Source organism: Streptomyces alanosinicus (assembly GCF_014650595.1).
In the GTDB taxonomy this organism is placed as follows: Bacteria; Actinomycetota; Actinomycetes; order Streptomycetales; family Streptomycetaceae; genus Streptomyces; species Streptomyces alanosinicus.
Genome location: NZ_BMVG01000013.1, coordinates 17,979 through 39,200 on the forward strand (window position 1 = coordinate 17,979; position 21,222 = coordinate 39,200).

23 protein-coding genes are annotated in these 21,222 nt (G+C 69.1%); 10 read left to right on the top strand and 13 right to left on the bottom strand.

Annotated features, from left to right (window positions below; translation table 11 throughout):
* Positions 1–63: 63 nt before the first annotated feature.
* Together disA and IE277_RS24875 are read left to right on the top strand one after the other, a co-directional pair.
* Positions 64–1,188, top strand: a complete 1,125-nt coding sequence (gene disA, locus IE277_RS24870) for a DNA integrity scanning diadenylate cyclase DisA (RefSeq protein WP_189955916.1) — start codon at positions 64–66, stop codon at positions 1,186–1,188.
* A 139-nt stretch (positions 1,189–1,327) separates the two neighbouring features.
* Positions 1,328–1,798 carry an RICIN domain-containing protein gene (locus IE277_RS24875; RefSeq protein WP_189955917.1) on the top strand — a complete coding sequence of 157 codons (471 nt, stop codon included), beginning with the start codon at positions 1,328–1,330 and terminating at the stop codon, positions 1,796–1,798.
* A gap of 98 nt (positions 1,799–1,896) precedes the next feature.
* Here IE277_RS24875 and IE277_RS24880 read toward each other — a convergent pair whose 3' ends face one another.
* The gene (locus tag IE277_RS24880) at positions 1,897–2,691 is read right to left on the bottom strand and encodes a hypothetical protein (RefSeq protein WP_189955918.1); all 795 of its coding nucleotides are present in this window, start codon (positions 2,689–2,691) and stop codon (positions 1,897–1,899) included.
* A 180-nt stretch (positions 2,692–2,871) separates the two neighbouring features.
* Here IE277_RS24880 and IE277_RS24885 point away from each other — a divergent pair, with 180 nt between their 5' ends.
* From IE277_RS24885 to cseC, 5 genes are all read left to right on the top strand, one after another.
* Complete coding sequence (locus tag IE277_RS24885; protein ID WP_308433424.1) at positions 2,872–3,747, top strand: HhH-GPD family protein; 876 nt, start codon at positions 2,872–2,874, stop codon at positions 3,745–3,747.
* A 271-nt stretch (positions 3,748–4,018) separates the two neighbouring features.
* Entirely contained in the window at positions 4,019–4,558 is a 540-nt protein-coding gene (locus IE277_RS24890; protein WP_030751823.1) for a SigE family RNA polymerase sigma factor, read from the top strand.
* A complete protein-coding gene (locus IE277_RS24895; RefSeq protein ID WP_189955919.1) occupies positions 4,546–5,196 on the top strand; it encodes a hypothetical protein in 651 nt (216 codons plus the stop codon). The genes IE277_RS24890 and IE277_RS24895 overlap by 13 nt, the downstream gene beginning before the upstream one ends.
* A 38-nt stretch (positions 5,197–5,234) precedes the next feature.
* Positions 5,235–5,939: a two-component system response regulator CseB gene (cseB, locus tag IE277_RS24900; RefSeq protein WP_189955920.1), complete on the top strand. Its 705-nt coding sequence runs from the start codon at positions 5,235–5,237 to the stop codon at positions 5,937–5,939.
* An 11-nt stretch (positions 5,940–5,950) separates the two neighbouring features.
* Complete coding sequence (gene cseC / locus IE277_RS24905) at positions 5,951–7,306, top strand: two-component system sensor histidine kinase CseC (RefSeq protein ID WP_189955921.1); 1,356 nt, start codon at positions 5,951–5,953, stop codon at positions 7,304–7,306.
* 27 nt (positions 7,307–7,333) lie between these two features.
* Here cseC and IE277_RS24910 read toward each other — a convergent pair whose 3' ends face one another.
* From IE277_RS24910 to IE277_RS24920, 3 genes are all read right to left on the bottom strand, one after another.
* Positions 7,334–7,780, bottom strand: coding sequence for a VOC family protein (locus IE277_RS24910; protein ID WP_189955922.1), 447 nt, complete (start codon positions 7,778–7,780; stop codon positions 7,334–7,336).
* Positions 7,777–8,283 (bottom strand): helix-turn-helix transcriptional regulator, encoded by a 507-nt coding sequence (locus IE277_RS24915; RefSeq protein WP_189955923.1) that lies wholly within the window; start codon positions 8,281–8,283, stop codon positions 7,777–7,779. The genes IE277_RS24910 and IE277_RS24915 overlap by 4 nt, the downstream gene beginning before the upstream one ends.
* 120 nt (positions 8,284–8,403) lie before the next feature.
* Positions 8,404–10,002 (bottom strand): MDR family MFS transporter, encoded by a 1,599-nt coding sequence (locus tag IE277_RS24920; protein WP_189955924.1) that lies wholly within the window; start codon positions 10,000–10,002, stop codon positions 8,404–8,406.
* A gap of 126 nt (positions 10,003–10,128) precedes the next feature.
* Between IE277_RS24920 and IE277_RS24925 the strand changes: the two genes are divergently transcribed.
* Positions 10,129–10,740 carry a TetR/AcrR family transcriptional regulator gene (locus IE277_RS24925; protein ID WP_189955925.1) on the top strand — a complete coding sequence of 204 codons (612 nt, stop codon included), beginning with the start codon at positions 10,129–10,131 and terminating at the stop codon, positions 10,738–10,740.
* Between the two features lie 8 nt (positions 10,741–10,748).
* Here the strand turns inward: IE277_RS24925 and IE277_RS24930 are convergent, their stop codons facing one another.
* Complete coding sequence (locus IE277_RS24930; RefSeq protein WP_189955926.1) at positions 10,749–11,297, bottom strand: M23 family metallopeptidase; 549 nt, start codon at positions 11,295–11,297, stop codon at positions 10,749–10,751.
* Between the two features lie 459 nt (positions 11,298–11,756).
* Here IE277_RS24930 and IE277_RS24935 point away from each other — a divergent pair, with 459 nt between their 5' ends.
* Positions 11,757–12,413, top strand: a complete 657-nt coding sequence (locus tag IE277_RS24935; RefSeq protein WP_189955927.1) for an HAD family acid phosphatase — start codon at positions 11,757–11,759, stop codon at positions 12,411–12,413.
* Between the two features lie 504 nt (positions 12,414–12,917).
* On the opposite strand, the gene IE277_RS24940 is transcribed toward IE277_RS24935, so the two are convergent.
* Positions 12,918–15,443, bottom strand: coding sequence for an ATP-dependent Clp protease ATP-binding subunit (locus tag IE277_RS24940; protein WP_189955928.1), 2,526 nt, complete (start codon positions 15,441–15,443; stop codon positions 12,918–12,920).
* Positions 15,444–15,937: 494 nt separating this feature from the next.
* Here IE277_RS24940 and IE277_RS24945 point away from each other — a divergent pair, with 494 nt between their 5' ends.
* Positions 15,938–16,624, top strand: a complete 687-nt coding sequence (locus IE277_RS24945) for an SCO3374 family protein (protein WP_189955929.1) — start codon at positions 15,938–15,940, stop codon at positions 16,622–16,624.
* Here the strand turns inward: IE277_RS24945 and IE277_RS24950 are convergent.
* From IE277_RS24950 to nadC, 7 genes are all read right to left on the bottom strand, one after another.
* Positions 16,603–16,938, bottom strand: a complete 336-nt coding sequence (locus IE277_RS24950) for a histone-like nucleoid-structuring protein Lsr2 (protein WP_158923397.1) — start codon at positions 16,936–16,938, stop codon at positions 16,603–16,605. The genes IE277_RS24945 and IE277_RS24950 overlap by 22 nt on opposite strands.
* A gap of 203 nt (positions 16,939–17,141) precedes the next feature.
* The gene (locus tag IE277_RS24955; RefSeq protein WP_189955930.1) at positions 17,142–17,675 is read right to left on the bottom strand and encodes an amino-acid N-acetyltransferase; all 534 of its coding nucleotides are present in this window, start codon (positions 17,673–17,675) and stop codon (positions 17,142–17,144) included.
* Positions 17,676–17,684: 9 nt separating this feature from the next.
* A complete protein-coding gene (locus IE277_RS24960; protein ID WP_229881947.1) occupies positions 17,685–18,080 on the bottom strand; it encodes a BlaI/MecI/CopY family transcriptional regulator in 396 nt (131 codons plus the stop codon).
* Positions 18,081–18,275: 195 nt separating this feature from the next.
* A complete protein-coding gene (locus tag IE277_RS24965; RefSeq protein WP_189955932.1) occupies positions 18,276–18,455 on the bottom strand; it encodes a hypothetical protein in 180 nt (59 codons plus the stop codon).
* A gap of 78 nt (positions 18,456–18,533) precedes the next feature.
* Complete coding sequence (locus IE277_RS24970) at positions 18,534–19,181, bottom strand: hypothetical protein (RefSeq protein ID WP_189956068.1); 648 nt, start codon at positions 19,179–19,181, stop codon at positions 18,534–18,536.
* Between the two features lie 248 nt (positions 19,182–19,429).
* Positions 19,430–20,227, bottom strand: coding sequence for a type III pantothenate kinase (locus IE277_RS24975; protein WP_189955933.1), 798 nt, complete (start codon positions 20,225–20,227; stop codon positions 19,430–19,432).
* 5 nt (positions 20,228–20,232) lie between these two features.
* On the bottom strand, positions 20,233–21,210 hold the full coding sequence (nadC, locus tag IE277_RS24980) for a carboxylating nicotinate-nucleotide diphosphorylase (RefSeq protein WP_189955934.1): 978 nt from the start codon (positions 21,208–21,210) through the stop codon (positions 20,233–20,235).
* Positions 21,211–21,222: the final 12 nt, after the last annotated feature.

Below are 21,222 nucleotides of genomic sequence, written 5' to 3' on the forward strand. Positions count from 1 at the left end.
CCCGTCCGTACGAACCGAGTGCGGGTACGGGAGCGCGTCAGATCCTGCGACCGGAGGAGTGCAGTGGCAGCCAACGACCGGGCAGCAGCTCCCGGAAAGTCCGGTGGGAGTGCCGGTTCCGATGGCCTGATGCGCGCCTCGCTGAGCGCCGTGGCTCCCGGTACGGCCCTGCGCGACGGCCTCGAACGCGTCCTGCGCGGCAACACCGGCGGGCTCATCGTCCTCGGCTCCGACAAGACGGTCGAGGCGATGTGCACGGGCGGTTTCGTGCTGGACGTGGAGTTCACCGCGACCCGGCTGCGGGAGCTGTGCAAGCTCGACGGCGGCATCGTGCTCTCCTCGGACCTGGGGAAGATCCTGCGCGCCGGTGTGCAGCTGGTGCCGGACCCGACGATCCCGACGGAGGAGACCGGCACCCGGCACCGTACGGCGGACCGGGTCAGCAAGCAGGTCGGCTTCCCCGTGGTCTCCGTCTCCCAGTCGATGCGGCTGATCGCCCTCTACGTCGACGGTCAGCGCCGGGTCCTGGAGGACTCGGCGGCGATCCTGTCCCGGGCGAACCAGGCGCTGGCCACGCTGGAGCGGTACAAGCTGCGTCTGGACGAGGTGGCCGGCACCCTCTCGGCGCTGGAGATCGAGGACCTGGTGACGGTGCGGGACGTGTCCGCCGTCGCACAGCGCCTGGAAATGGTCCGCCGCATCGCCACCGAGATCGCTGAATACGTGGTCGAACTGGGCACGGACGGGCGCCTTCTCGCACTCCAGCTGGAAGAGTTGATCGCCGGGGTCGAGCCCGACCGCGAGCTGGTCGTCCGGGACTACGTCCCCGAGCCGACGGCGAAGCGCTCCCGCACGGTCGAGGAGGCGCTGTACGAGCTGGACGCGCTGAGCCATGCGGAGCTGCTGGAGCTCAGCACGGTGGCGCGCGGGCTGGGCTACACCGGGTCGCCCGAGACACTGGACTCCGCGGTGTCCCCGCGGGGCTTCCGGCTGCTGGCGAAGGTTCCGCGTCTGCCGGGCGCGATCATCGATCGGCTGGTGGAGCACTTCGGAGGGCTGCAGAAGCTGCTCGCCGCGAGTGTGGACGACCTGCAGACCGTGGACGGTGTGGGCGAGGCCCGGGCGCGGAGCGTTCGGGAAGGTCTGTCGCGGCTGGCCGAGTCCTCCATTCTGGAGCGGTACGTCTGATTCCGGCCCGGTGCCCCCAACTCGCTCGCACCTTCCCTCAGTTGATCCAAACGACCTTGTCCGCGGCGATCACGGTGGGATAGCTTTCCCTCGACCAAAGCGTTCGATTTCCAATTCGAACCGTGTAGGGGGAAGTCTCATGAACAAGCGCCTCATCGGCACGTTCGTCGCCGCGGCGGTTCTCGCCCCGGCCCTGACCCTTGCGGGCACAGGGCAGGCGTTCGCTGCCGGCAACCGCGTGACCTGGAAGAACAACTGGGTCGGCGGGTATCTGCAGTACGTCAACCACCGGGTCCGTACGTCGGGGGAAGGCGTAGACCCCGGCCAGAGCATTACCGTGTGGTGGGACGAATTCAAGCAGTCCGACGGCACCTACGTCATGAAGCACGATGCCGCCGGGAAGTGCCTCGACAGCAACAGCAACGGTGACGTGTACCTTCTCGACTGCAACGGTGGCGACTACCAGAAGTGGTACGAGATCCACAAATCCACCGGCTGGGTCCTTAAGGACAAGGCCACCGGGCTCGTCCTCACGGGGGGCGACGGGGGGGCGGCCTACACCGACAGGGAAAACCAGGGTGCCCCAGTCGGGGACCAGTACTGGAGCTGAACCTCAGTTCACACCACAGTGAAGAGACACCCCCGGCCTCGCCGAGACCGGGGGTGTCCCCTTTCCCGACCGTCCTGGACAGCCCACAGAGGCCCTGCTCAGTCGGCCGACAGCACAAAAGACGCCTGCACCTTCCCGAACCCCGGCGCCTTCGCCTCCAGCAGATACGTCCCGGTCCCGGCCGAACCCCCGGAGCGCGTCGCACACTGCGGCGCACTCGGCTTGCGGTCCCACTTCACGGTGTACGTGATGCTCTGCCCCGCGGGCACCTTGAACACCAGGCTTCCGGGGCTCTCGGGGCAGTCGGCGGACGACCAGAACGCGTGGTCCCCATCCGCCGGCGTGACGGTCAACACCGTGTTCTTCGGCCCGAGATCGACCTTGCAGTCGGCGGACGAGCTGTTCTTCGCGGTGAGTTCGAAGGTCGGCGTCTGGTCCGGCGAGTAGGAGTTGTGCAGGCTGCGCAGGCTCAACGCCACTGCGGAGGAAGCACAGTCGGGGAGCGCGGAGGACGCCGGGAGCGCGTCGCCGGTACCGACGGCGCCGCCGGAGCCCGAAGCGGAGCCGCCGCCCGCGCCGGCACCGGAGGAGCCGGTGTCCGGCCCCCCGTCGCCGCCGGAACCGCCTCCGCTGGAGTCCCCGCCGCCCGATCCGTCGCGTCCGCCCGGGTGTTGGCTGATCGCGGGCCCGGACGGGGAAGGCCCCGGCGTGATGGTGTGTGCGGGATTCTTGCCGTTGGACGCGTCGGCGTTCTTCTTGCCGCCTCCGCCGCCGGCGGTGACGATCCACGTGACCACCAGCGCCAACACGGCGACCACGGACAGCAGTACGACCCTCCTTCGCCAGTAGATCGAGGAGGGAAGCGGTCCGACCGGATTGCGCAGAGATCCCACGGCCCAAACTGTACGAGAGATCGGTGTGCTTACTTGCGCCACCCGCCGCCCGGACGGCAACTTTTCCGGATCATCATCCCGGTAACTGCCGTCACCGGTGCGACCTTTCGTACATGACGACGCTGAGTGACCGCGCCGTCACCCGCCATGGACGCCGAGCCGTGGGAGGATCGGAAAGCCATGACTGAGATGCTTCACACCCCTGTGATCGCCTGGTTCGACGCCCATGCCCGCGACCTCCCCTGGCGCCGCCCGGAGGCGGGCCCGTGGGGTGTGATGGTCAGCGAGTTCATGCTCCAGCAGACCCCGGTCAACCGGGTGCTGCCCGTCTACGAGGAGTGGCTGAGCCGCTGGCCGCGGCCCGCCGACCTGGCGAAGGAGGCGCCCGGCGAGGCGGTGCGCGCCTGGGGCCGGCTCGGTTACCCGCGCCGGGCCCTGCGGCTGCACGGCGCCGCGGTCGCCATAACGGAGCGGCACGGCGGGGACGTACCGACGGATCACGGGCAGCTGCTGGCACTGCCCGGCATCGGCGAGTACACGGCCGCCGCGGTGGCCTCGTTCGCGTACGGGCAGCGGCATCCGGTGCTGGACACCAATGTGCGCCGGGTCTTCGCGCGGGCGGTGACCGGGGTGCAGTACCCGCCGAACGCGACGACGGCCGCCGAGCGCCGGCTCGCCCGTGAGCTGCTGCCCGAGAGCGAGAGCACGGCCGCGCGCTGGGCCGCCGCCTCCATGGAGCTGGGCGCGCTGGTGTGCACGGCGAAGAACGAGGGGTGCGGGCGGTGCCCGATCGCCGCGCAGTGCGCCTGGCGGCTGGCCGGGAAGCCGGAGCACGCGGGGCCGCCACGCCGGGGGCAGACGTACGCCGGTACAGACCGGCAGGTGCGCGGCAAGCTGCTCGCGGTGCTGCGGGAGGCGCACACGCCGGTGCCGCAGGGGGTGCTGGACCGGGTGTGGCACGAGCCGGTGCAGCGCGCCCGCGCGCTCGACGGGCTCGTCACGGACGGTCTGGTGGAGCCGCTGCCGGGCGGTCTGTACCGACTGCCGCTGAGCTGACGGACAGCCAAGTCACAGCTCTCGGGGCTTCGTTACGGAGCCATTCACCCGACAAAGGCCCACAGAAAGGGACATAACGGGCCGCCCGCTTACCCCGATCCCTAGGCCGTTACACAACCGACGGATAGCCGATTGCTAGCCGAAGGCTGGTTCGGACAACGCCGTGACAAGCGCTCCGTAGCTTCTTTTCCGTGCCCGGCAGACCACCGGACACGGGGATGCGGAGCTTCAGGCGAGAGCCGGAGTGAACGGGGAACGGAGGCGGTTGATCATGGCTCAGGGCGAGGTGCTCGAATTCGAAGAGTACGTCCGTACCCGGCAGGACGCGCTGCTGCGCAGCGCCCGCCGGCTGGTGCCGGACCCCGTCGACGCCCAGGACCTGCTGCAGACGGCGCTGGTGCGTACGTACGGCCGCTGGGAGGGCATCGCCGACAAGCGGCTGGCCGACGCCTATCTGCGCCGAGTCATGATCAACACCCGTACGGAGTGGTGGCGGGCGCGCAAGCTGGAGGAGGTCCCGACCGAGCAGCTGCCGGACGCCTCCGTGGACGACTCCACCGAGCAGCACGCCGACCGGGCCCTGCTGATGGATGTCATGAAGGTGCTCGCACCGAAGCAGCGCAGTGTCGTGGTGCTGCGACACTGGGAGCAGATGTCCACTGAGGAGACGGCCGCGGCCCTCGGCATGTCGGCCGGTACGGTCAAGAGCACGCTGCACCGGGCGCTCGCCCGGCTCCGTGAGGAGCTGGAGGCCCGCGATCTGGACGCACGCGCGCTGGAGCGTGAGGAGCGGGAGCGTTGCGCGGCCTGACCGAGGCCGGGCCCGACCGGGCCCGAGGCAGTACGCAGGCGGTGATCACGGTGGGGGCCGTGCTCGCCGCCCTTGCCCTTTTGGTCGCCGCGTGCGGCAAGGGGGGCACGGGTGCCCGGGACGAGGGCCCGGCACACGCCTCGGCGGTCGCGGGTGCCGTCGCCCCTCCCTCACCCAGCCCGTCCGGGGGCTTTCGGCGGGTGGACGCGGTCTCGCTGATCAAGCAGGACCCGAAGGTCTCCCCGGCGGTGAAACGCGAGCTGCAGCCATGCAGCGGCGACGGCTACCCGGTCAAGGCCACCTACGGCTATCTGACCGGCGGATCGGTCAACGACGTCCTCGTCAATGTCTGGAGCTGCGGTGACGAGGTGGGCATCGGTGTATACGTGTACCGGAACGTCGAGGGCACGTACGAGAATGTCTTCAAGGCGGAGGGGTCGCCGGTCTACTCGGACATCGACGGCACCAAACTGGCCGTGACCAAACAGGTCTACGAGACGGACGACCCGGTGTCGAACCCGTCCCGGGAGATCGTGATCACGTACAGCTGGAAGGCGGGCCGGTTCACCGAAGTCGACAGCCACGAGACCGACTACAGCAGGGCAGGCAACGACACGGAGCCCTCGCCGGACAACTGATCCCCCACAAGCACACCACGAGGACTGAGAGCACCGGGATGGCAGACCAGACCCACGTCCTGTTCGTCGAGGACGACGACGTCATCCGTGAGGCCACCCAGCTCGCTCTGGAGCGGGACGGCTTCGCGGTCACCGCCATGCCCGACGGCCTGTCGGGCCTGGAGGCGTTCCGGGCCGACCGCCCCGACATCGCCCTGCTGGACGTCATGGTCCCCGGCCTGGACGGCGTCAGTCTGTGCCGTCGTATCCGCGACGAGTCGACCGTTCCGGTGATCATGCTGTCGGCGCGCGCCGACTCCATCGACGTCGTCCTCGGCCTGGAGGCGGGCGCCGACGACTATGTGACCAAGCCGTTCGACGGGGCCGTGCTGGTCGCGCGGATCCGGGCCGTGCTGCGCCGCTTCGGACACGCGGGCGGCAGCGACCGGACCGAGGCCACCGAGGAGACGGTGACCGGCGGAAGCCTCACCTTCGGGGACCTGGAGATCGACACTGAGGGCATGGAAGTGCTCCGGGCCGGTCAGCCGGTCGCGCTCACCCCGACCGAGATGCGGCTGCTGCTGGAGTTCTCCTCCGCGCCGGGCACCGTGCTCTCCCGCGACAAGCTGCTGGAGCGCGTGTGGGACTACGGCTGGGGCGGGGACACCCGGGTCGTCGACGTGCATGTGCAGCGGCTGCGGCAGAAGATCGGCCAGGACCGGATCGAGACGGTCCGCGGCTTCGGCTACAAGCTGAAGGCCTGAGCGGGGCGGGTATGCGGGGGATTCTTCGGTATCCGCTCCGGCGCATGGAGCGCGCGGGCCTGCACACCGGGCTCAGATGGAAGCTCAGCGCGGCGATCGCGCTGGTCGCCGGGCTGGTGGCGATCGCACTGAGCCTGGTCGTGCACAACGCGGCTCGGGTCTCGATGCTCGACAACGCACGCGACCTGGCCAATCAGCGCGTCCAGATCGCGCAGCGCAACTACGAACTGAACCGGCGGCCGAACTTCCCCAACGTCAAGGTCAACGACCCCGATCTGCCGACGGCGCTGCGCGAGAAGGTCGAGAACGGCCGCAAGGCCAGTGATGTCACCGACAACGGCGGGATTCCGGACATCTGGGCGGCCGTGCCGACCAAGGACGGGCATGTGCTGTCCCTGCACAGCCATATGCCGGATCGTTCCACCGATGTGATGAAGGACCTCGACCAGGCGCTGGTCATCGGCTCCGTCGCGGTCGTGTTCTGCGGCAGCGCGCTCGGTGTGCTGATCGGCGGGCAGCTGTCCCGGCGGCTGCGCAAGGCGGCGGCCGCCGCGAACCAGGTCGCCAAGGGCGAGACCGATGTCCGGGTGCGGGAGGCCATCGGCGGGGTCGTACGGGACGAGACCGACGATCTCGCGCGCGCCGTGGACGCCATGGCGGACGCACTGCGGCAGCGGCTGGAGGCCGAGCGGCGGGTCACCGCCGACATCGCGCACGAGCTGCGCACCCCGGTGACGGGTCTGCTCACGGCCGCCGAGCTGCTCCCGCCGGGCCGGCCGACGGAACTGGTCCTGGACCGCGCGAAGGCCATGCGCACGCTCGTCGAGGACGTCCTGGAGGTGGCCCGCCTGGACAGCGCGTCGGAGCGGGCCGAGCTGCAGGACATCATGCTCGGCGACTTCATCGCCCGGCGCGTGGCGGCCAAGGACCCGGAGGTCACCGTACGGGTGGTGCACGAGTCGGCGGTCACGACCGACCCGCGCCGGCTGGAGCGGGTGCTGTTCAACCTGCTCGCCAACGCCGCCAGGCACGGCCGGCCGCCGATCGAGGTGACCGTCGAGGGCCGGGTGATCCGGGTCCGCGACCACGGTCCGGGCTTCCCGGAAGAGCTGCTCGCCGAGGGGCCGAGCCGCTTCCGCACCGGCAGCATGGACCGCGCCGGTACGGGCCACGGGCTGGGCCTGACCATCGCCGCGGGCCAGGCCCGGGTGCTCGGCGCCCGGCTGACGTTCCGCAACGTACGGCCGCCGGGGCTCCCCGACGGCATTCCCGCGGAAGGCGCGGTGGCCGTGCTGTGGCTCCCGGAGCACGCCCCGACCAGCACCGGCAGCTATCCGATGCTGCCGCTCTCGGGCGGCGCGGCCTGAGCCGGCCCGGACTCAGCAGGCCCGGACTCAGCAGGCCCAGTCCCGCTCCAGGTCGAGGCCTCCCGCACGGCGCTGGGTGAACGAGAACCAGTTCCCGGAGTCGTCCCGGAAGAGCGCCTCCGTGCCGTACGGCCGCTCCTGGGGTTCCTGCAGGAACTCCACGCCGCGGTCCTTGAGTCTCTTGTAGTCCCCGTGGATGTCATCGGTCGCCAGGACGCCGGCGCCCAGCGCGCCCTTGGCGACCAGCTTGCGCATCATCTCGGCGGACTCGGGGTCCATCGCCGGCGGCCCCGGCACCATGAGCGTCAGCTCCACGTCGGGCTGACCGGGGGCGCCGACGGTGAGCCAGCGCATGCCGCCCTCGCCCATGGTCATGTCCGTACGGACCTCCAGGCCCAGCTTCTCGGTGTAGAACTCCTTGGCCCGGTCCTGGTCGAGGACCCAGACGGTCGTGATGGCAAGCCCCTTGATCATCGTTCTGCTCTCCTGTCGGCTGTGCTGGTGCCGTCGGCGGTGCCGTCCGCCGGGGCGGATCCCCCTTCGTCACCGTAGGCAGAGCCGGGCCCGGAGCGCTTCTCCGATCTTGCGGTGCTGAATCCGCCGGCCCAGAACATGGCGTAGCAGCCGGGTATCAGGGAGGCGCCTCGGCCCACATGCCGGGCGCGGTACTCGCTCGGGGTCAGTCCCGTGCGCGCCCTGAAGCGGGTGGAGAACGTGCCGAGGCTGCTGAAGCCGACGAGCGTGCAGATCTCGGTCACGGTGAGGTCGGCACAGCGCAGCATCTCCTCGGCCCGCTCGATGCGCCGGTGGGTCAGATACCGGCCGGGTGTCTCGCCGTAGACGTCCTTGAAAGCGCGCAGGAAGTGATACCGGGAGTACCCGGCGCAGGCGGCCACCGCGTCCAGGTCGAGACCGGGGTCCGCCCAGTCCCGGTCCATCGCGTCCTTGGCCAGACGCAGCCGCCCCACCTTGTCCATGCAGCCGATGGTGACACGGAGCACTGACATCGACTCCGGACGGAGACATCGGCTCCGGACGGAGAACGAGGAAGACCCCGGGGGCGGACACCGACCCGGGGTCTTCCGTTCAGGCAGGGCTCACACGGCCTCGACCACGGCCATCGGCGCCGCGTCCTCGTCGCCGTCGCCGTCGCCGTCCGCCGAAGGCTTGGGCGCCCCGCTCCTGAGGGGCACCTCCTTCACGAACAGCGCCGCGATCAGTACGACCACCGAGATCGCCGCGGCCGGCAGGAAGGCCGCGTGGATACCGGCGGACACCGCGTACTGGTACGCGTCCCGGATCACGGGCGGCAGCATCTTGAGGTGCTTCGCGTCCAGTTGCGCGGACTTCTCGGTGACGCCCTTGCCCAGCGCACCGGCCCGCTCGGCCATGACGTGCTTGACCCTGTCGTTGAACAGCGCGCCCATGATGGCGACGCCGAAGGACGAGCCGAGCGTACGGAACAGGGTCGCGGACGAGGACGCCACGCCCATGTCCTTCATCTCCACGCTGTTCTGCGCCACCAGCATGGTGATCTGCATCAGGCAGCCCATGCCGAGGCCCACCACAGCCATGAAGACACCCGAGGTGAAGCGGCTCGTACCCGTGTCCATCGTCGACAGCAGATACAGCCCGACGGCCATCAGCGCGCCGCCGGCGATCGGGAAGACCTTGTAGCGGCCGCTGTTGGTGGTGACCCGGCCCGCGACCATCGAGGTCACCAGCATCGCGCCCAGCATCGGCAGGAGCAGCAGACCGGAGTTGGTGGCGGAGGCGCCCTGCACCGACTGCTGGTACAGCGGCAGATAGAGCGTGGCGCCGAACATCACGAAACCGGTGATGAAGCCGATGACGGACATCAGGGTGAAGTTGCGGCTGCGGAACATGTGCAGCGGCAGCACGGGCTCGGATGCCCTGCTCTGCCACCACACGAACCCGATCAGCGCGACGAGGCCGATGGAGATCAGCTCCATGATGCGCGCGGAGGTCCAGGCGTACTCGGTGCCGCCCCAGGTGGTGACCAGCACGATCGCCGTGATGCCGACGGTCAGCAGCGCGACACCCAGGTAGTCGATGCGCGCCTTCGCGCGCTTCTTGGGCAGATGCAGCACGGCACTGACCAGCGCCAGGGCCACGGCGCCCAGCGGCAGGTTGATGTAGAACGACCAGCGCCAGCCCCAGTTGTCGGTGATGGTGCCGCCGACCAGCGGGCCGCCGATCATCGCCAGCGCCATGACGCCGGCCATCATGCCGGTGTACTTGCCGCGCTCCCGCGGCGGTATCAGGTCGCCGATGATCGCCATGACACCGACCATCAGACCGCCGGCGCCGAGCCCCTGCACGGCCCGGAAACCGATCAGCTCGCCCATGTTCTGAGCCATGCCGCTGAGCGCCGAGCCGATCAGGAAGATCACGATCGAGCTGAGGAAGGCGCCCTTGCGGCCGTACATGTCGCCGACCTTGCCCCAGATCGGGGTCGAGGCCGCGGTGGCGAGGGTGTAGCCGGTGACCACCCAGGACAGGTGCTCCAGGCCCCCCAGGTCGCCCACGATCGTCGGCATCGCCGTACCCACGATCATGTTGTCGAGCATCGCGAGCATCATCGCGATCATGAGCGCGAGCAGGACCACTCGCACGCTTCTGGGCCGTTTGCCCTCGGGTTGAGCGTCCGTGACGCTTTCGACCGTGTCCGCCATCTCTTCCCCACTCCCCCTGCGACAACCCACTTACTTGCCGACCGGCTAGTTCACTACACTGGGAAGGTAGACCTGTAACTAGCCGGGCGTCAAGTAAGTTTCCGTGGGAGCGCAAGGAGTACGAGGATGGGCGGCACCATGAACGGCCCCAAGCAGCAGCGCCGCGGCAACACCCGCCAGCGCATCCAGGACGTGGCGCTCGAACTCTTCGCGGAGCAGGGCTACGAGAAGACCTCCCTGCGCGAGATCGCCGAGCGTCTCGACGTCACGAAGGCAGCCCTGTACTACCACTTCAAGACGAAGGAAGAGATCATCGTCAGCCTCTTCGAGGACCTGACGAAACCGATGGAGGAACTCATCGAGTGGGGACGGCAGCAGCCGCACACCCTGGACACCAAGCAGGAGATCGTCCGGCGCTACAGCGAGGCCCTCGCCGGCGCGGAGCCGCTGTTCCGCTTCATGCAGGAGAACCAGGCGACGGTCCGGGAACTGCGCATCGGCGACACCTTCAAGGACCGGATGCGCGGCCTGCGGGACATCCTCATCGACCCGGACGCCGAACTGGTCGACCAGGTGCGCTCGGTCAGCGCGATGTTCACGATGCACGCCGGGATGTTCGTGATGCAGGACCTGGAAGGCGACCCCGAGAAGAAGCGCGCAGCTGTCCTGGAGGTCGCCCTGGATCTGATCACCCAGGCACACGAGCGCGCCCACGGGAAGGGCTGCGGGAAGAACTAGGGCCTGGATCAGAAGCGGACGCCCTTGGTGCGCAGGAAGGCGACCGGGTCGACGGCGGAGCCGAAGTTCGGGGTCGTGCGGATCTCGAAGTGCAGGTGCGGGCCGGAGGAGTTGCCGGTGGAGCCGGACAGGGCGATGCGCTGTCCGGTCTTGACGATCTGGCCGGCCCTGACGTCGATCCGGGACAGGTGCGCGTACTGCGAGTAGGCGCCGCTGCCGTGCTTGACGACGACGGCGTTGCCGTACGCCGGGCCGTCACCGGCGCCGTTCGGGCCGGCCTTGACCACGGTGCCGCCATGGATGGCGACGACCTCGGTGCCGGTCGGCACCGCGAAGTCCTGACCGCTGTGCTTGGCCTGCCACATGGCGCCGGCCTGCATGTAGCCGGCCGACAGCGTGTACTTCTTCACCGGGTCGACCCAGGCGGCGGAGGGCGCGGCGGCGCTCGCGACCCCGGCCCCCGCGACGGCCGTGGCCCCGGCACCGGCGGCCAGAACGGCCATGCGGGCGCGGAGCGAGGACGTACAGGAAGAGCGGGACGTGGCGCGCTGGAACATCGAAACCTCGTGGATTCGGGGACAGAACCGCCACCCGGCGGACTGACGGTCCGCCGGGTGGCCATCCCTTGGTAACCGAGCGCCCCGGACGCCCCAAAACGCTTGTCTACGGCGTCCGGTAGTAGATGACGGCAAATCCGCCCACTTTTTGACAGCCCTGCGATCCTTCGGTCAGCACCGCAGGCGACGGCGTCCTTTCCGGTACGGTTCCGGGACCAAAGTCCCCTTCGCCCGGCCGACCGATCCCACTATCCAGGTTAGTAAGGGATATATCGCCTGTGCGGCTTATCACCGGGTCTTCAAACCGGTGATCACGGAAATGTGACGCACACCTCTAGGCACCTACCGTCCAGTAACCTTACGGTTTCCCTCGCGACACCCTCACCTCAGATCATGCCCCTGACATTCATGCCCCTGACATTTACGTCATGCGTCCGGACGTGAGAGGAACCCCCACCGATGACCAGAGGCCCCTGGGCTCGCCGTATGTCCGCCACCGCCGTCTGCGTGGCCGCCCTGGCCGCCATGGCCGCCCCGGCCCAGGCCGCGACGGCGAGCAGCGCCACCGACGCCTCCGCCTCCACGGCCACCGCGTCCGCCGCGTCCGCCGCGTCCGCCGCGAAGGTCGACTACGCCACCTGGCAGAAGGACTGCCAGACGGTGATGGACCAGGCCCTGCCGTATCTGAAGGCGCGGATCGCCGCCGCCGAGCCGGGCGAGAAGCAGGCGATCGTCTTCGACATCGACAACACCACCCTGGAGACCGACTTCGGCTTCAGCTACCCGCAGCCGGCCAACAAGCCCGTCCTGAACGTCGCGAAGTACGCCCAGGAGCACGGCGTCAAGCTGTTCTTCGTGACGGCCCGTCCGGGCATCATCTACCTGCCCACCGAGTACAACCTGGAACACGACGGCTACGACGTCTCCGGCCTCTATGTGCGCGGCCTGTTCGACCTCTTCAAGGACGTCGCCGCCTACAAGACCGCCCAGCGCGTCGACATCGAGAACAAGGGCTACACGATCGTCGCGAACATCGGCAACAACGCCTCCGACCTTTCCGGCGGCCACGCCGAGAAGACCTTCAAACTGCCGGACTACAACGGACAGTTGTCCTGACGCAGGGCACCATCACCGGGCCAGGCTCCATCCGCGCGCCTCAGTCGTCGTACGACCACGGGGGTGGCGGATGGAGCCCGCAGCCATCGGCGGAAAGCTGGCGTCATCACTGGTCACGCCACTGCTGAAGGCCGCCCAGGACATCGGATTCGAGATCCGGTATATCTGCAATACCTGGCCGCAAAACACGGCATGCTCACGATCTACGGCATTGACCTCAGCAATTCACCGGACCGCTGGCCGCTGGACGCCGCCTGTCTGAGCCTGGAGGCGGTCGGATGCGGCGAGGAACCGCTCGGCCCCGCGTTCGGGATGCCGCGCGGCCCAAGGCTGGCCGGGGTCGAAGTCCTGCACGTGAGCCTACGCGGCCCACTTTCCGGACGCCGAGGTGGTGCCCCGCCGTCCCGTCCCTGGGCCTTCTGAAGTCCGCCGGGTACGGCGAAGGGGCCGGTGCCCGAAGGCACCGGCCCCTTCGACTCGGCTGATCCGCCGGAGGCCTGAGGCTTAGGCGTCCTTGCTCAGGTTCGGACCGGCACCGCCGGCCGCCTGCTCGATCGGCGGGACGTCGGGCAGCGCCGACTTCTCCTCACCCCGGAAGGTGAAGGTGGCGGAGTCGCCGTCGCCCTCGGTCTCCACGACCACGATGTGACCGGGACGCAGCTCGCCGAAGAGGATCTTCTCCGACAGCGTGTCCTCGACCTCGCGCTGGATCGTGCGGCGCAGCGGACGCGCGCCCAGCACCGGGTCGTAACCCTTCTTGGCCAGCAGCTCCTTGGCGGACTGGGACAGCTCGATGCCCATGTCCCGGTCCTTCAGGCGCTCGTCCACCTTGCTGATCATCAGGTCGACGATCCGCAGGATGTCCTCCTGCGTCAGCTGCGGGAAGACGACCACGTCGTCGACGCGGTTGAGGAACTCGGGGCGGAAGTGCTGCTTCAGCTCGTCCGACACCTTGTTCTTCATGCGCTCGTAGTTGGTCTTCGTGTCACCCGCGGCCGCGAAGCCCAGGTTGAAGCCCTTGGAGATGTCCCGGGTGCCGAGGTTGGTCGTCATGATGATGACCGTGTTCTTGAAGTCCACGACCCGGCCCTGGGAGTCGGTCAGGCGACCGTCCTCCAGGATCTGCAGCAGCGAGTTGAAGATGTCCGGGTGGGCCTTCTCGACCTCGTCGAAGAGGACGACGGAGAACGGCTTGCGGCGGACCTTCTCGGTCAGCTGGCCGCCCTCTTCGTAACCCACGTATCCGGGCGGGGAACCGAAGAGACGCGAGACCGTGTGCTTCTCGCTGAACTCCGACATGTCGAGGGAGATCAGCGCGTCCTCGTCGCCGAAGAGGAACTCGGCGAGCGCCTTGGACAGCTCGGTCTTACCGACACCGGACGGGCCGGCGAAGATGAACGAACCACCGGGACGCTTCGGGTCCTTCAGACCGGCGCGCGTACGGCGGATCGCCTTCGACAGCGCCTTGACGGCGTCGACCTGGCCGATGACCCGCTTGTGGAGCTCGTCCTCCATGCGCAGCAGGCGGGAGGACTCCTCCTCGGTCAGCTTGAAGACCGGGATGCCGGTGGCCGTGGCGAGGACCTCGGCGATCAGCTCGCCGTCGACCTCGGCGACGACGTCCATGTCGCCGGCCTTCCACTCCTTCTCGCGCTTGGCCTTGGCGGCCAGGAGCTGCTTCTCCTTGTCGCGGAGGGAGGCGGCCTTCTCGAAGTCCTGCGAGTCGATCGCGGACTCCTTGTCCCGGCGGACGGCGGCGATCTTCTCGTCGAACTCGCGCAGGTCCGGCGGAGCGGTCATCCGGCGGATCCGCATCCGGGATCCGGCCTCGTCGATCAGGTCGATCGCCTTGTCCGGCAGGAAGCGGTCGGAGATGTAGCGGTCGGCCAGGGTGGCGGCCTGGACCAGGGCCTCGTCCGTGATGGAGACACGGTGGTGCGCCTCGTAGCGGTCGCGCAGGCCCTTGAGGATCTCGATCGTGTGCGGCAGGGACGGCTCGGCGACCTGGATGGGCTGGAAGCGGCGCTCCAGGGCCGCGTCCTTCTCCAGGTGCTTGCGGTACTCGTCCAGGGTGGTCGCACCGATGGTCTGCAGTTCGCCGCGGGCCAGCATCGGCTTCAGGATGCTCGCCGCGTCGATGGCGCCCTCGGCGGCACCCGCACCGACCAGCGTGTGCAGCTCGTCGATGAACAGGATGATGTCGCCGCGGGTGCGGATCTCCTTGAGGACCTTCTTCAGGCGCTCCTCGAAGTCACCGCGGTAGCGGGAGCCGGCGACCAGGGCGCCGAGGTCCAGGGTGTAGAGGTGCTTGTCCTTGAGGGTCTCGGGCACCTCGCCCTTGACGATGGCCTGGGCGAGGCCCTCGACGACGGCGGTCTTGCCGACGCCGGGCTCACCGATCAGGACCGGGTTGTTCTTCGTACGGCGGGACAGCACCTGCATGACCCGCTCGATCTCCTTCTCGCGCCCGATGACCGGGTCGAGCTTGGACTCACGAGCGGCCTGGGTGAGGTTCCGGCCGAACTGGTCCAGGACGAGAGAGGTCGAGGGGGTGCCCTCGGCCGGGCCGCCGGCGGTGGCGGTCTCCTTGCCCTGGTAACCGGAGAGCAGCTGGATGACCTGCTGCCGCACCCGGTTGAGGTCTGCGCCCAGCTTGACCAGGACCTGGGCGGCTACGCCCTCGCCCTCACGGATCAGGCCGAGCAGGATGTGCTCCGTGCCGATGTAGTTGTGGCCCAGCTGAAGAGCCTCGCGGAGCGACAGCTCCAGGACCTTCTTGGCACGGGGGGTGAAGGGGATGTGCCCGGACGGGGCCTGCTGGCCCTGGCCGATGATCTCCTCCACCTGCTGGCGGACCGCCTCAAGCGAAATGCCGAGGCTCTCCAGGGCCTTAGCGGCGACACCTTCACCCTCGTGGATGAGACCCAGGAGGATGTGCTCGGTGCCGATGTAGTTGTGGTTGAGCATCCGGGCTTCTTCCTGAGCCAGGACGACAACCCGCCGCGCGCGGTCGGTGAACCTCTCGAACATCGTTAATCGCTCCTCAGAGCGGTCAGGCAGTGGGGGGAACTTCCCCTCCCTGTCCTTCCGCAGCTTAGTCCCGCAAGCGGGGACCGCTCATTCCAACTGCCGACACCGTCCTTGGCCTCCTGACCCCGAACGCCGACATCTGCTCCAACCCGATGGTGCGAGACGATGTTCCCGCAGGCCAGGCAGTTACCCTCATCGTCAGTACGCCGATGGCGAACGTGAGACGACCCGTCCTGCGTGTCGCCCCCTCCCACTAGGCATGTCTTACCCGCTGGGGCCGACACTCCATGCCGCGCGCACCCGTTCCCTCCGCTATGGGCGAACAACCCTGCGCCTCTCCGCACCCCCACGCGCCCCCCTCCATGGGGACTCTGTGCGATCGAGAAGACACTCAGCGTAACTTGCCCGTCGCTTGGGCGGTTGCACGTGGCATGGCTGGCTCGTTCCCCACGCCCCCCTCGCCCCCCACGGACCCCATGGCTCCCTCGGACCCCATGACGCGCGATGCCGCTGCTCATGATGTCGCTGCTCATACGGTCCCCCTTCCCCGCCGGCCCCTCGATCCGGAACCGGAGTCCTGTGCTCCATCAGTCTGCCCGGATGCCCGGACCCGCCACTGGTACGAGAACGATCTGGGATGGGCGACCGTGCCCGGACGGCCGCTGCGGTTGCTCACCGGGATGCGGTTCGACGTCCTGGACGTGCCGGCCGAGGCGGGCACGGGGGCGCTCAGGCATCTCGCGCCGGGCTCTCCGGTGGCCCTCAAGGGGGACCGGATGGAGCTTCTGGTGGCCGTGGGCAGCGCGGAGGAGATGCCGGGGCTGCTGGACTGGCTGGAGTGGAGCGCCGTCACCCTCGATCTGCGGGTCCTGGGCGCTGGCGACGCGATGGAGGCGCCGCTTCCACCCGCCGGGGCGCACACACCGGAGCCGCCCGGAGCCGCTGCGCCGGGGGCCGGACCGGTTCAGGGGGCCGCCGTATGGCTGCGGCCCCCTGGTCCTGGAGGCGAGGTCGAGGCCTCGCTGCCGGCGATGCCGGCCGTGGGACGCGCGGGAAGCGCCCCCGATCTCGTACGACTGGTGGACACGGTGGCCGCAGAGTGCCACCGGGTCCGGCTGCGGCGTCTGCGCGCCGGACTGCCGACCGCCTGCCGACGGGTTCAGCCGTTGGCCTTCTCGTAGGCCTCGCGAATGGACGCGGGAACACGGCCGCGGTCGTTGACCTCGTAGCCGTTCTCCTTCGCCCAGGCGCGGATCGCCGCGGTGTCCTGATTGCCACCGGAAGCGGCACGCGCCTTTCCACGTCCGCCCGAGGCACGGCCACCCGTACGACGACCGCCCTTCACATAGGCGTCGAGAAGACCCCGCAGCTTGTCCGCATTGGCGGTCGTGAGATCGATCTCGTACGTCTTGCCGTCCAGCGCGAACGTCACCGTCTCGTCCGCCTCGCCGCCGTCGAGGTCGTCGACAAGAAGGACCTGAACCTTCTGTGCCACCGGATTTCCTTTCATCGATAACGTTGAGGGCCAGGGGTCTGCGGCGTCCGCCGTTTCGCCGCCCCTGTTATATGCAGTACTGCAGTACGTCGGAAAGCAAACCGCTTTTGCCGGAAAAACACAAACCCCTGGCAGAGGGCCGCCCGGCCGCCTCCGCCCGGAAACATGCGCGTTTCGGACATAGGGCACCTGGGCAAAGACGATCACAGATGCAGAAGCATCCGACTGTTGCCCAAGGTGTTCGGTTTCACTCGTTCGAGACCCAGGAACTCGGCGACGCCCTCGTCATAGGAACGCAAGAGCTCCGCGTACACATCGGTGTCGACCGGTGTCTCCCCGATCTCCACGAAGCCGTGCTTCCCGAAGAAGTCCACTTCGAAGGTCAGGCAGAAAACCCGGCGAACGCCGAGCCAGCGCGCGGTCTGCAGCAACTTCTCCAGCAACTGATGGCCCACACCCGCGCCCTTGAGACCGGGCTTCACCGCGAGAGTGCGGACTTCCGCGAGGTCCTCCCACATCACATGCAGGGCACCGCAGCCGACCACCTCGGCGTTGTCGTCGCGTTCCGCGACCCAGAACTCCTGGATGTGCTCGTAAAGCGTGACCGTGGCTTTGTCGAGCAGGATGCGCTCACGGACGTAGGCGTCGAGGAGGTTGCGTACGGCCGGCACATCGCCGGTCCGGGCACGCCGGACCGTGAGGGCTTTTGCGGAGACTTCGGGACGCGCTGCTGACATGAGCGGACGCTATCGCCCGTCCGCGCCCTCTGCCGAGCCGGGGTTCTCGGCTTGCCGCGGTTCGGAGGCTTCCGGGGTTTCCGGACCCTGGACGATGCGTACGGCGTCACTGAGTGCCTGACGCTGTTCCTCGCTCATCATCCCGAAGAAGGCGACGAGAGCGGCGGCCGGGTTGTCGCTCTGCGACCAGGCGTCGTTCATGAGGGCGGCGGCGTAGGCGGCTCGCGTCGAGACGGCCTCATATCGATAGGCCCGCCCTTCGGCCTCGCGGCGCACCCAGCCCTTCTGATGGAGATTGTCCAAAACGGTCATCACGGTGGTGTACGCGATCGACCGTTCCTGCTGGAGGTCTTCCAGGACTTCTCGAACAGTCACCGGGCGGTTCCACTTCCACACCCGCGTCATGACCGCGTCTTCGAGTTCTCCCAATGGGCGAGGCACAACTCAGAACAATAGTGGGAGATCCCGACAATGACGTGCCGGACGTGCGCTAACTCCATGAATAGGAACAAAAAGGGCGTACGACTCGAAGTCGCACCCGCTAGCGGCGGCCCTGCGCCGGGGCGGGACGGCGCCTCGGACGCCGGGGCGGGACGGAACTCAGGCGTCGCCGGCGGCGGGGGCCTGGCGCGCGTTCTCCGCACGTGCGAGGGCGGCGTCGACGGCCGCGTCCTCCTTGGCCTTGGCGGCGCCGCCCTGGGTCTTTACGATCACCCTGACCAAACCGATGAAGAACACGGCCATCACGACCGGCGGCACGAGCGCGGAGACGTAGTCCATGAGTCCAGGGTAGCCAGGGCGGACCGGGCGAAAGGTGCGGGGTGCGCGAACCCCCCGGCGCGGGCCGGGGGAGGTGGTTCAGCCGGCGGCCAGCTGACGGGTCTCGGCCGGGTCCGCCGGGGGTGCCGGCTTGCGGCGCGGGAAGACCTCCCCCGGCGTCGGGATGGGCCGCTTGGGCGCGGCCGGTTCCGTCACGGGCCGCTCCGCAGGTGCCGGCGCGGGCTTCGGAGCGGGCTTCTGCGCGGGTTTCGGCGACTCCTCGCCCTGCCCGGCCCCGGCCTCTCCCGCGCCGCCCGGAAGGGCCATCAGGCGCGTCCGTGCGGGCGGTACGGCGGGAGCGGGGACGGTCCTGCCGCCCTGCGCGAACCGGGCCCGTACGTCCTGCTCGGCCAGCTTCTGACAGCGGTCCAACAGCGCCGCCGCCACCGGGTTCCCGCGCAGCGCGCGCAGTGCGGCGAGGTCGTCCGGCGTCGGCCGGTGCCCGGCGCCCAGCGCCTCCTCCAGGAGGGCGAGATAGCCGGTGGCGGTGCCCGGGAGTGCGGCCCGGTACCGGGCGAGGTCGGCCACCAGGAAAGCGCGCATTCTTGCCCCCTCGCTCATCGCCTCGTCGAGCGACTCGGCGAGCCGGAAAATGTCCTGTACGTCCTCGGCGGACGCTTGGCCGGGGTGAAGGGCGAGGGCGAGGGCATGGCGGAGCACACGCAGCTCCTCCACGCCGAACGCCATGCCGCCGCGGGATCCGTATGGCGTGGGCATGCGGCGACGCTACCGCTAATCGGACAAAAGTGACGAATTAGTGCGTAGTTTCACCGCGTGTCGCTCCCGGTTTCCCTCGACCGGGGCTACCGCACCGGAGCACGGACACACACGCGTGGAACCCGAAAACACGCGACAGGAAAACCGCGACAGGAAACCACGGGACGGGAAACCACGAGACGAGAAGACCGGCGCCCGCTCCTCGGGCGCCGGCTCCCTCACAGACGCGAGACGTTCCGCTCGTACACCAGGCGCAGCCCGATCAGCGTCAGCCACGGCTGGTGCTCGTCGATCACCGAGGACTCCCCCAGCACCATCGGCGCGAGCCCGCCCGTGGCGATCACCCGCACATCGTCCGGGTCGTCGGCGAGCTCCCGGGCCATCCGGCTGACGACCCCGTCGACCTGCCCGGCGAAGCCGTACACGATGCCGGACTGCATGGCCTCGACGGTGTTCTTGCCGATCACGCTGCGCGGCCGGGCCACCTCGATCTTGCGCAGCTGCGCGCCCTTGACGCCGAGCGCGTCCACGGAGATCTCGATGCCGGGCGCGATGACCCCGCCGACGTACTCCCCGCGCGCGGAGACCGCGTCGAACGTGGTCGCCGTACCGAAGTCGACGACGATCGCCGGACCGCCGTACAGCTCTACGGCCGCGACCGCGTTGATGATGCGGTCCGCGCCGACCTCTTTGGGGTTGTCGGTGAGGATCGGCACGCCCGTCTTCACACCCGGCTCGACCAGGACGGCGGGGACGTCGCCGTAGTAGCGCCGGGTGACCTCGCGCAGCTCGTGCAGCACCGACGGGACGGTCGCGCAGATCGCGATGCCGTCGATGCCGTCGCCCAGCTCCTCGCCGAGCAGCGGATGCATGCCCATCAGGCCCTGGAGCAGCACCGCCAGCTCGTCCGCCGTGCGGCGGGCGTCCGTGGAGATGCGCCAGTGCTCGACGATGTCCTCGCCGTCGAACAGGCCGAGGACGGTGTGGGTGTTGCCGACATCGATCGTGAGGAGCATCGCCGTTACTCCGCCTCGCGCAGGTCCAGGCCGATGTCCAGGATCGGCGAGGAGTGGGTGAGCGCGCCGACCGCCAGGAAGTCCACGCCGGTGTCGGCGTACACGCGCGCGTTGCCGATCGTCAGCCGGCCGGAGGCCTCCAACAGCGCCCGGCCGCCGACGATGCCGACGGCCTCCGCGCACTCGCCGGGCGTGAAGTTGTCCAGCAGGATCAGGTCGGCGCCCGCGTCGACGACCTCGCGCAGCTGGTGCAGGGTGTCGACCTCGACCTCGATCGGGATGTCCGGGAAGTTCTCCCGTACGGCCTTGAAAGCCTGCGCCACGCCACCGGCGGCGACCACGTGGTTGTCCTTCACCAGGGCCGCGTCGGACAGCGACATGCGGTGGTTGACGCCGCCGCCCGCGCGGACCGCGAACTTCTCCAGCGAACGCAGGCCCGGGGTCGTCTTGCGGGTGTCGCGGACCTTCGTCTTCGTGCCCTCCAGCTCGTCCGCCCACGCGCGCGTGGCGGTCGCGATGCCGGACAGGCGGCACAGGATGTTCAGCGCGCTGCGCTCGGCGGTCAGCAGGTCACGCGTGCGCGTGGTGACCGACAGCAGCTTCTGCCCGGCCTCGATCCGGTCGCCGTCGTCGACGTGCCGCTCGACCTCGAACTCGTCGGTGCAGACCACGGAGAGCACGGCCTCGGCGACCCTGAGGCCCGCCACGACGCCCCCCTCGCGCGCGGTGAAGTCGCCGGTGGCCACCGCCTCCTCGGGGATGGTGGCGACGGTCGTCACGTCCACGCCGCCGTCCAGATCTTCCTGGATGGCCACGTTGGCGACGTCCTCGACCTCGATCGGGTCGAGCCCGGCGGCGGCCAGCAGCTCGGCGAGTGCGGGGTCGAGCCCGCTCTCCAGGTACTCCTCGTCACCGTCGGCGCCACAGGCGCAGCCGTCGCCGCAACCGCCGGCGGAGGCGAGGGGAAGATCGTCGGTGCTCACGTTCGTCACTGC

Excerpts from the sequence above, each read along its gene's own strand:
- IE277_RS24875 (WP_189955917.1), top strand. The coding sequence starts at position 1,328 with ATGAACAAGCGCCTCATCGGCACGTTCGTCGCCGCGGCGGTTCTCGCC.
- IE277_RS24885 (WP_308433424.1), top strand. The coding sequence starts at position 2,872 with ATGACTGAGATGCTTCACACCCCTGTGATCGCCTGGTTCGACGCCCAT.
- IE277_RS24890 (WP_030751823.1), top strand. The coding sequence starts at position 4,019 with ATGGCTCAGGGCGAGGTGCTCGAATTCGAAGAGTACGTCCGTACCCGG.
- cseB (WP_189955920.1), top strand. The coding sequence starts at position 5,235 with ATGGCAGACCAGACCCACGTCCTGTTCGTCGAGGACGACGACGTCATC.
- cseC (WP_189955921.1), top strand. The coding sequence starts at position 5,951 with ATGCGGGGGATTCTTCGGTATCCGCTCCGGCGCATGGAGCGCGCGGGC.
- IE277_RS24910 (WP_189955922.1), bottom strand. The coding sequence starts at position 7,780 with ATGATCAAGGGGCTTGCCATCACGACCGTCTGGGTCCTCGACCAGGAC.
- IE277_RS24915 (WP_189955923.1), bottom strand. The coding sequence starts at position 8,283 with ATGGACAAGGTGGGGCGGCTGCGTCTGGCCAAGGACGCGATGGACCGG.
- IE277_RS24920 (WP_189955924.1), bottom strand. The coding sequence starts at position 10,002 with ATGGCGGACACGGTCGAAAGCGTCACGGACGCTCAACCCGAGGGCAAA.
- IE277_RS24925 (WP_189955925.1), top strand. The coding sequence starts at position 10,129 with ATGGGCGGCACCATGAACGGCCCCAAGCAGCAGCGCCGCGGCAACACC.
- IE277_RS24930 (WP_189955926.1), bottom strand. The coding sequence starts at position 11,297 with ATGTTCCAGCGCGCCACGTCCCGCTCTTCCTGTACGTCCTCGCTCCGC.
- IE277_RS24935 (WP_189955927.1), top strand. The coding sequence starts at position 11,757 with ATGACCAGAGGCCCCTGGGCTCGCCGTATGTCCGCCACCGCCGTCTGC.
- IE277_RS24940 (WP_189955928.1), bottom strand. The coding sequence starts at position 15,443 with ATGTTCGAGAGGTTCACCGACCGCGCGCGGCGGGTTGTCGTCCTGGCT.
- IE277_RS24945 (WP_189955929.1), top strand. The coding sequence starts at position 15,938 with ATGACGCGCGATGCCGCTGCTCATGATGTCGCTGCTCATACGGTCCCC.
- IE277_RS24955 (WP_189955930.1), bottom strand. The coding sequence starts at position 17,675 with ATGTCAGCAGCGCGTCCCGAAGTCTCCGCAAAAGCCCTCACGGTCCGG.
- IE277_RS24960 (WP_229881947.1), bottom strand. The coding sequence starts at position 18,080 with ATGACGCGGGTGTGGAAGTGGAACCGCCCGGTGACTGTTCGAGAAGTC.
- IE277_RS24965 (WP_189955932.1), bottom strand. The coding sequence starts at position 18,455 with ATGGACTACGTCTCCGCGCTCGTGCCGCCGGTCGTGATGGCCGTGTTC.
- IE277_RS24970 (WP_189956068.1), bottom strand. The coding sequence starts at position 19,181 with ATGGCGTTCGGCGTGGAGGAGCTGCGTGTGCTCCGCCATGCCCTCGCC.
- IE277_RS24975 (WP_189955933.1), bottom strand. The coding sequence starts at position 20,227 with ATGCTCCTCACGATCGATGTCGGCAACACCCACACCGTCCTCGGCCTG.